Below are 6,769 nucleotides of genomic sequence, written 5' to 3'. Positions count from 1 at the left end.
ATTCCCAAGTCTGTAGCCTTGGCTGCCAGGTTTTGGGGAGCCTCGAAATTCTGGACCTGCTGTGTCAAGTCCTGGTTTTGCTTGGTGAGGCTGCTTTGCTGGCCCCTGAGCTCGACCAACTGGTACTGCGATGTGGAGACGGAAATGTTCAGGACCAACACGGCTACCAATGCCACAGCCAGCATCGCAAAGCACAGCACCACAAAGGGAGCACGGCGCTTCCTCGGGGAAAAGCGCACCACAGACAGGGGGGTGCGTTCCTTGCGGCCGGCCCCGGGGCTCTTGATGGCCGGGGCGGTGCTGCCGGAGATCACCGGGAAGTTCTTGACGGCGGCGGTGCTCATGCTTCTCTCCTGGCTCTGATGCGTTCCACGGCCCGCAGCCTTGCTGAAGCTGCGCGCGGGTTCTCTGCGATTTCGGCGGCGGTGGGGACTTCGGTGCCCTTGGTCAGTGTCTTCAGGACTGCTTTATGTTCCTCGAGCTCCACCGGGAAACCCAGCGGCGCGGAGGATTTTGAGCCTGCCTGGAAGACGGCCTTCACGATCTTGTCCTCAAGGGAGTGGTACGACATGACGACGATGCGCCCACCCAGGGCAAGGGCGTCCACGGCAGCAGGGACGGCCCGCTCCAACACCTCAAGCTCCTCGTTCACTTCGATCCGGAGGGCCTGGAAGGTCCTCTTAGCGGGATGGCCGCCCGATTTCGCTGCGGCGGCAGGAACAACGGAACGGATTTGCTCCACCAGTTCCCCGGTGGTGGCGAATGGCTTGGCTGCCCTGGCCGCAACGATCCTGTTCGCGATCCGGCCGGCGAACTTTTCCTCGCCCCACTTGCGGATAATCCTGACGAGATCCTCTTCGCTGTAGTTGTTAACGACGTCTGCCGCGGTTTGCCCACGGCTGGTGTCCATCCGCATGTCCAGCGGCGCGTCAAACGAGTAGGCGAATCCACGCTCACGCTCGTCCAGCTGCAGCGAAGATACGCCCAGGTCCATCAGGATGCCGTGGACCTCGGAGACTCCCAGGTCCTCGAGCACGTCCGCTATTTCGTCGTACACCGCATGGACGAGGTCCGTGCGTGAGGCGAAGGGTGCGAGCCGCTCCCCCGCCAGGGCCAAGGCTTCCTCGTCGCGGTCTATGCCGATCAGGTGCAGGTCCTCGAAGCGCTGGAGCAGGGCCTCTGAGTGACCGCCCATCCCCAGCGTTGCGTCGATGGCAATGGGGGTTTCGCCCCGCAGTCGGGCAGCTTCGAAACCGGGGGCCAACAAATTGATGCACCGGTCCCGCAGGACCGGCACATGGCGTTCAGACGTTGGCTTGGGGTTTTCGTTCATGCCTTCGTCCTTCCTGCCGTTGGTGTGGTTTGTTGCTTCTTAATCCAGATCCCCATCCGCGCCTATCGTCCCGCCGGCCTGGCTCCGGGGAAGTGAGCCAGGTTGACGCTCTGATGGGCGGCTGGAGATCTCGTTCAAGAAGCGGTCCGCCGGGCTGTTCAGGTGATCACAGGATCCCCGGAATGGCATCGTCGGTTTCAGAAAATGCGGTTTCCTTTTCTGCCAGGTACTCATTCCAGGCCTGGGCATCCCAGATCTCGGCGCGGGTGCCTGCGCCGATGACGGCCAGTTCCCTGCCGAGGCCTGCGTACTCCCGGAGAGCGGCCGGAATGGTCACGCGCCCCTGCTTGTCAGGTACCTCGTCCGAGGCTCCAGAGAGAAAGACGCGGATGTAGTCACGTGCCTGCTTGGAGGAAATGGGCGCCTCCCGCATCTGCTCGTGAACACGTGCAAATTCCTGCTCACTGAAGACGTAGATGCAACGTTCCTGGCCCCTCGTGAGCACCAGACCGCTGGCAAGTTCCTCACGGAACTTTGCGGGGAGGATAATCCGGCCCTTTTCGTCCAGACGCGGCGAGTGCGTGCCCAGAAACACTGGCCCACCGCCTGTCTGCCGAAAGGAACTGCACATCCCCTGTGTTGCAACTACCCTCTTATGTCCTCCACATTACTCCACTTTCCCCCACAGTCAACGCAAAACGGTCCTGACCTCCCCCTTTTCGTGGTTGTTTGGCCCCTGAATGGCGCGGAAGCGTGCCGGTGGCGCGAAGTGGAGGAGTATCGGCCGTGCCGAAGCAGGCCGGTGGCGAAGTGGAGGAGAATCGGCCGCGCGGAAGCACGCCCGTGGCACGAAGTGGAGGAGTATGAGCCGCGCCAGTGGCGCAAAGTGGAGGAGTATGCGCCGCGCGGAAGGACGCCACTGGCGCAAAGTAGAGTATCCGCCGCGCCGCGGCGTACCCGTCGGGGCTAAATGCAAAAGACCCGCCGTAGCGGGTCCAGTGGGCGGCCATTATGGCCAGCGGGAGCAAAGTGGAGTGGCGGGAAGTGGAGTAGCCAGGCGATGAGCACCGGCTATTCCGGGGGGCGCACCGGAGTCAGCTGGATGATCAGACTGATCGGGACCAGAACAAATCAGGGCAGGGTGTCAGCGGGCAGAAGCAAAGCCTTCAGGATTCGTCCCGGCGCCGCTCGTCCCAGCGCTCCTCCAGGCTGCTCATGAAGGAACTCCGGGGCTTCCCGGCTTTGCCCGGCCCGGCGTTCTGTTTAGGCGCGGAGGCGTTGCGCATCGTGGCGAAGTAAACACCGGCACCCATGACTACAAAGCCCAGCACACCCACAATGATGAGTTGGGTGGTGACGCCGACCAGGAGCAACGCGATTCCCGCCAATGCGCAAAGCACACCAATGACGATGTGGCGGGTGGACCACGTTCGCCCGGGATCGGATCCCATGGAATTAGCGAACTTGGGATCGTCCTCGTGCAGCTGCTTCTCCAACTGCTCCAGCAGCTTTTGTTCGTGCTCCGAGAGCGGCATCACGACCTCCTTAAGTAGGCCAACGTCCGGGCTGGTCCCATCCAGTACTACTGATCCGACAACGACTGGCATGTCCGGGTGGTTCCCGCCCCGCCGACAATGGCGGAATGCGAAGCACCGGCATGACGCCGATGGAACGGCAGCACGTCAAAGAGGTCCGGCAGTAACTGAAAACTATGTACATATAAGGATAGTTTGTCGGGGGCCGTTCTGAAAGACGGCAATGACTTTCCCGGACCCCTCCTGCACCTGCTCGCGTCCCGTGTCATTGACCCTTCCCGGAGTCCAGGAGACTGGCGGGCAGGACCGATTTGTTTCCGAACTTCCGGCTGACCTGGTCCAGTGCCTGCTCGGCCGCCCGCCAGTTGTCATCCCGGCGGTCAAGGCTCAACTGCAGTGACGTCTGTGCGGTCTCCTCCAGCTGCTCGGCACGGATGCCCACCAGCCGGACAGTCATGGGCCGTTCGCCGACGGAGTCAAGCAGTTGGAGGGCCACGGCATGAATCAGCTGTGCGCTGTCCACTGGAGTGTGGACGGTCCGGCTCCTGGTGATGGTGGAGAAATCCGCGAACCGGAGTTTCAACGCCACGGTCCTGGCCACCATGCCGGAACTCCGCAGCCGTCCTGCCGTTCGATGGGCCAGCCGCAGCAGCTCGCGGCTGATGATGGCTTCATCGGCCGTATCCACTGCGAAGGTCTCCTCCGCGCCGATGCTCTTTTCCAGCCTCACCGGGGTGACCGGACGCGGATCGATGCCCCATGAAAGCCGGTGCACGTGCTCACCCGTAGCGCCCAGGACCTTCTTGAGGGAGGACAACGGCGTGGCCGCGACGTCCGCAACGGTATTGATGCCCATGCGGGCCAGGACATCCGCTGTCTTGGCGCCGATCCCCCACAGGGCACCGACCGGCAGGCTGTGGAGGTAGGGCACCGTCTCGTCCGGACCAATGAGCAGCAGACCATCAGGTTTGCAACGCGTGGAGGCAATTTTGGCAACGAACTTGCTGGCGGCAATTCCCACGGAGGCTGTGATACCCAGCTCGGCCGCCACCTGGCGCCGGACTTGCTCACCGATGGCGCGCGGCGGGCCCAACCGACGGATCGCGCCGCCGACATCCAGGAAGGCCTCGTCAACGCTGAGCGGCTCAACGAGTTCGGTGAAGGAGTGGAAGATCTCCATCAGCTGCCCGGAAACCTCGTAATAGAGCTTGTGACGCGGTTCTATGATGACGGCCTTGGGGCACATGCGTGCCGCAATCGCCATGGGCATTGCCGATTTGACGCCGAAAGCGCGGGCTTCGTAGGACGCCGAAAGGACCACCGAACGGTCTGCCGGAAATCCGACAATCACCGGCTTCCCGCGCAGTTCCGGACGTGTGCGAAGTTCCACGGATACAAAGAAAGCGTCCATATCCACATGCATAATGCAGTTGCGCCTGAGCTCCCGAAGCCCCGCTTCGGTGTACTGGTTGTTCTGCTCAAGCCCCACAACGGCAATCCTATCGGTTGGTACTGACTAAACTGGAGGCTGAATCCGGCATCAACCCCAGGAGGAAAGTCCCTGTGACGGTCATGAGAAACCTTAAGGCAACAGGATTGGCGGCTTTCGCCGCCAGTGCCATGCTGGCCGTCGCAGCCTGCACCCCGGCGGGACCCGAGGCGTCGGCGTCGTCCGCCGGCACCGCCTCGCCGGAATCCAGCGCCTCCACCGTCACGGCTTCCGCCAGCCCCACCTCCTCCCCCGGAACTTCGGCCACTGTGGGAAAAATCGTCGACGGTTTTCCCGAAAAGCTGCTTCCCCTGATGCCGGGAGCCACAGTGATATCGAGCAGTTTCGACAAGGCTGCAGCGCCGTCCACGGCGGCCCTGGTGGCCAGCATCCCTTCCCCGGCCGCCGCCGTCGTGGACTTCTATACCCAACATCTCCAGTCTCAGGGATTCAAAGCCGTTCCGGGCGACGCCGTGGGCTCCGTGGCTTCCAAGGACTTTGTCCGGAACGACTCGGAGACGGTCAACGTCGCCGTGGTCGAGGCTGCGGGTGTTGCCACCTTCACCATTGGAGCCAACGTTTCTGCTGAGTCTGCCCAGTGACTGTTTCGGAGCAACTCAGGCTGGAACAGACCGCCTTCGTCGCGGCGGTCGCCGGCGAACTGACGGACTTCCTCACGGAGCGGCAGGCCCTGATGGCCTCCATTTCGCCGGACATTGATCCCATCATGGGCTCCATCTCCAATCTGGTGACCGGGGGCAAAAGGCTCCGCGCCCTGATGTGTTATTGGGGTTGGCGCGGCGCGGGCGGGGATCCGTCCGCTACGCAGATCGTCACGGCAGGATCGGCCCTGGAGCTTTTCCAGGCAGCGGCCCTGATCCACGACGACATCATTGACCGTTCAGACACCCGGCGGGGCGGGCCCAGTGTCCATCGCCGCTTTAGCCAACTGCACCACGCCCAGGGCTGGGCATTGGACAGCGAACGGTTCGGGCACGCGGCCGCCATTCTCACGGGGGACCTGTGTTTGTCCTTCAGCGAGGAAGCGTTCACTGAGATCGGCGGGCAGGCCGCGTCAGGCAGCCGGGCACGGCTGATCTTCAACCTCATGCGCGCGGAGGTCATGGCCGGACAGTATTTGGACATCCTGGAAGAGGTAGCCGGTCCGGTCCGTGACCGCGCAGGCGCAGTGACCCGCGCCCAGTCCATCATCAGGTTCAAGTCCGCCAAGTATTCCACCGAGCATCCGCTGGCGCTCGGTGGCGCCCTCGCGGGGGCATCTGATGAACTGCTGCGCGGCTACTCGGCCTTCGCTTTGCCCCTCGGCGAGGCATTCCAACTGCGCGACGACGTCCTGGGAGTTTTCGGCGACCCCGTCACCACCGGGAAGCCTGCAGGAGACGATCTCCGTGAAGGCAAGCGGACGGTGCTGATTGCGCTGGCGCTGGATCAGGCCTCAGCCGCCGAATCAGCGTTTATCGATGCCAAGCTCGGCAGCCCTGAGCTGGGTGACGGCGATATAGCCGAGATCCGCCGGATCATCGAGGATTCCGGGGCGCTCCAGGCGACCGAGGTGCTGATCAGCGAATTCGGTTCGGCGGCCTTTGATGCGCTGGAACGGCTGCCGTTGGACGACCTGCCAAAAACTGCCCTGCGCAAGCTGGCGGAAGCGACCGTCAGCCGCGCCTCCTAAAGGGTCCGCTGCCTGGTCAGCCCCGCCGACCTGACCAGGCTCAGCTGGCCCGGGCCCTACCAGGCGAGGGTCTGGGCCCTGCGCCTGATTTCGGTCTTGCGGCCTTCCCGCAGCGCATCGATCGGCCGGCCGCGCAGTGAATCGTCGGCGGTGAACAGCCAGACGATCAGGTCCTCGTCGGAGTAGCCCGCGTCAGCCAAAACCACAATGGTGCCTTTAAGACTGTCAACCAGATGGCCGTCCTGAATAAAGGCCGCCGGCACTGAACGTATGCGCCGTTCCCCGACGCGCAAGGCCGCAAGGGCCCGTTCATCTATCAGGCTGTGGACTTTCGTAATCGATACGTCCAACAACTGCGCGACATCCGGCAGGGGCAGCCACTCGCCCACAAGGCTTTCTACGTTACTCACGGATCAAGGTTGCCACGGCCGGAGCCCCTGCGCCTAGTCAGTTTCTCCGCCGTCGGGACAAAATGCACGACACTCCACAAAAACTGTTGAACCGGTGAAGCCTGAATTCTTGTGCTAGGGGAAATTTCGTGAGAGATTCTCATAGATCACATTTGTAACAGGAATAACTTAAGTAACATTAGTATCAATAGTCACACGCTCATCCTTCCCGGCAGTTGAAGAAGAGGATCCCTTCCATGACGACGTCCCGCTCGCCAAAGCAGCCCCCCAGGCCGAGTCTGCCCATGATCGCCGTCACAACGGCGGCTC

General features: G+C 62.7%; 7 protein-coding genes and 1 pseudogene. 2 read left to right on the top strand and 6 right to left on the bottom strand.

The annotated features are described in order from the left end of the window. The 5 genes and pseudogenes from DBR22_RS16200 to dinB all read right to left on the bottom strand — a co-directional run. Window positions 1-344 (bottom strand): annotated as a pseudogene (locus tag DBR22_RS16200) (hypothetical protein); the annotation flags it as partial. Beyond that, a complete protein-coding gene (gene rsmH / locus DBR22_RS16195) occupies window positions 341-1,333 on the bottom strand; it encodes a 16S rRNA (cytosine(1402)-N(4))-methyltransferase RsmH (RefSeq protein ID WP_108599863.1) in 993 nt (330 codons plus the stop codon). The gene rsmH and the pseudogene DBR22_RS16200, both read right to left, overlap by 4 nt. A 166-nt stretch (window positions 1,334-1,499) precedes the next feature. Continuing rightward, complete coding sequence (gene mraZ, locus DBR22_RS16190) at window positions 1,500-1,928, bottom strand: division/cell wall cluster transcriptional repressor MraZ (RefSeq protein ID WP_108599862.1); 429 nt, start codon at window positions 1,926-1,928, stop codon at window positions 1,500-1,502. 571 nt (window positions 1,929-2,499) lie between these two features. Beyond that, window positions 2,500-2,868, bottom strand: coding sequence for a DUF3040 domain-containing protein (locus DBR22_RS16185; RefSeq protein WP_108599861.1), 369 nt, complete (start codon window positions 2,866-2,868; stop codon window positions 2,500-2,502). A gap of 265 nt (window positions 2,869-3,133) precedes the next feature. Further along, entirely contained in the window at window positions 3,134-4,291 is a 1,158-nt protein-coding gene (gene dinB / locus DBR22_RS16180; protein ID WP_108599864.1) for a DNA polymerase IV, read from the bottom strand. A 149-nt stretch (window positions 4,292-4,440) separates the two neighbouring features. Between dinB and DBR22_RS16175 the strand changes: the two genes are divergently transcribed. Both DBR22_RS16175 and DBR22_RS16170 read left to right on the top strand, forming a co-directional pair. Further along, entirely contained in the window at window positions 4,441-4,959 is a 519-nt protein-coding gene (locus DBR22_RS16175) for a hypothetical protein (protein WP_308810225.1), read from the top strand. Beyond that, window positions 4,956-6,050, top strand: a complete 1,095-nt coding sequence (locus DBR22_RS16170) for a polyprenyl synthetase family protein (protein WP_108599859.1) — start codon at window positions 4,956-4,958, stop codon at window positions 6,048-6,050. The genes DBR22_RS16175 and DBR22_RS16170 overlap by 4 nt, the downstream gene beginning before the upstream one ends. A 56-nt stretch (window positions 6,051-6,106) precedes the next feature. Here DBR22_RS16170 and DBR22_RS16165 read toward each other — a convergent pair whose 3' ends face one another. Continuing rightward, window positions 6,107-6,460, bottom strand: coding sequence for an Rv2175c family DNA-binding protein (locus DBR22_RS16165; RefSeq protein ID WP_108599858.1), 354 nt, complete (start codon window positions 6,458-6,460; stop codon window positions 6,107-6,109). Window positions 6,461-6,769 lie beyond the last annotated feature (309 nt).

Origin of the sequence: Arthrobacter sp. HMWF013, from assembly GCF_003061105.1 — a bacterium.
In the GTDB taxonomy this organism is placed as follows: Bacteria; Actinomycetota; Actinomycetes; order Actinomycetales; family Micrococcaceae; genus Arthrobacter.
This window is presented reverse-complemented; position numbering and strand designations above follow the sequence as displayed.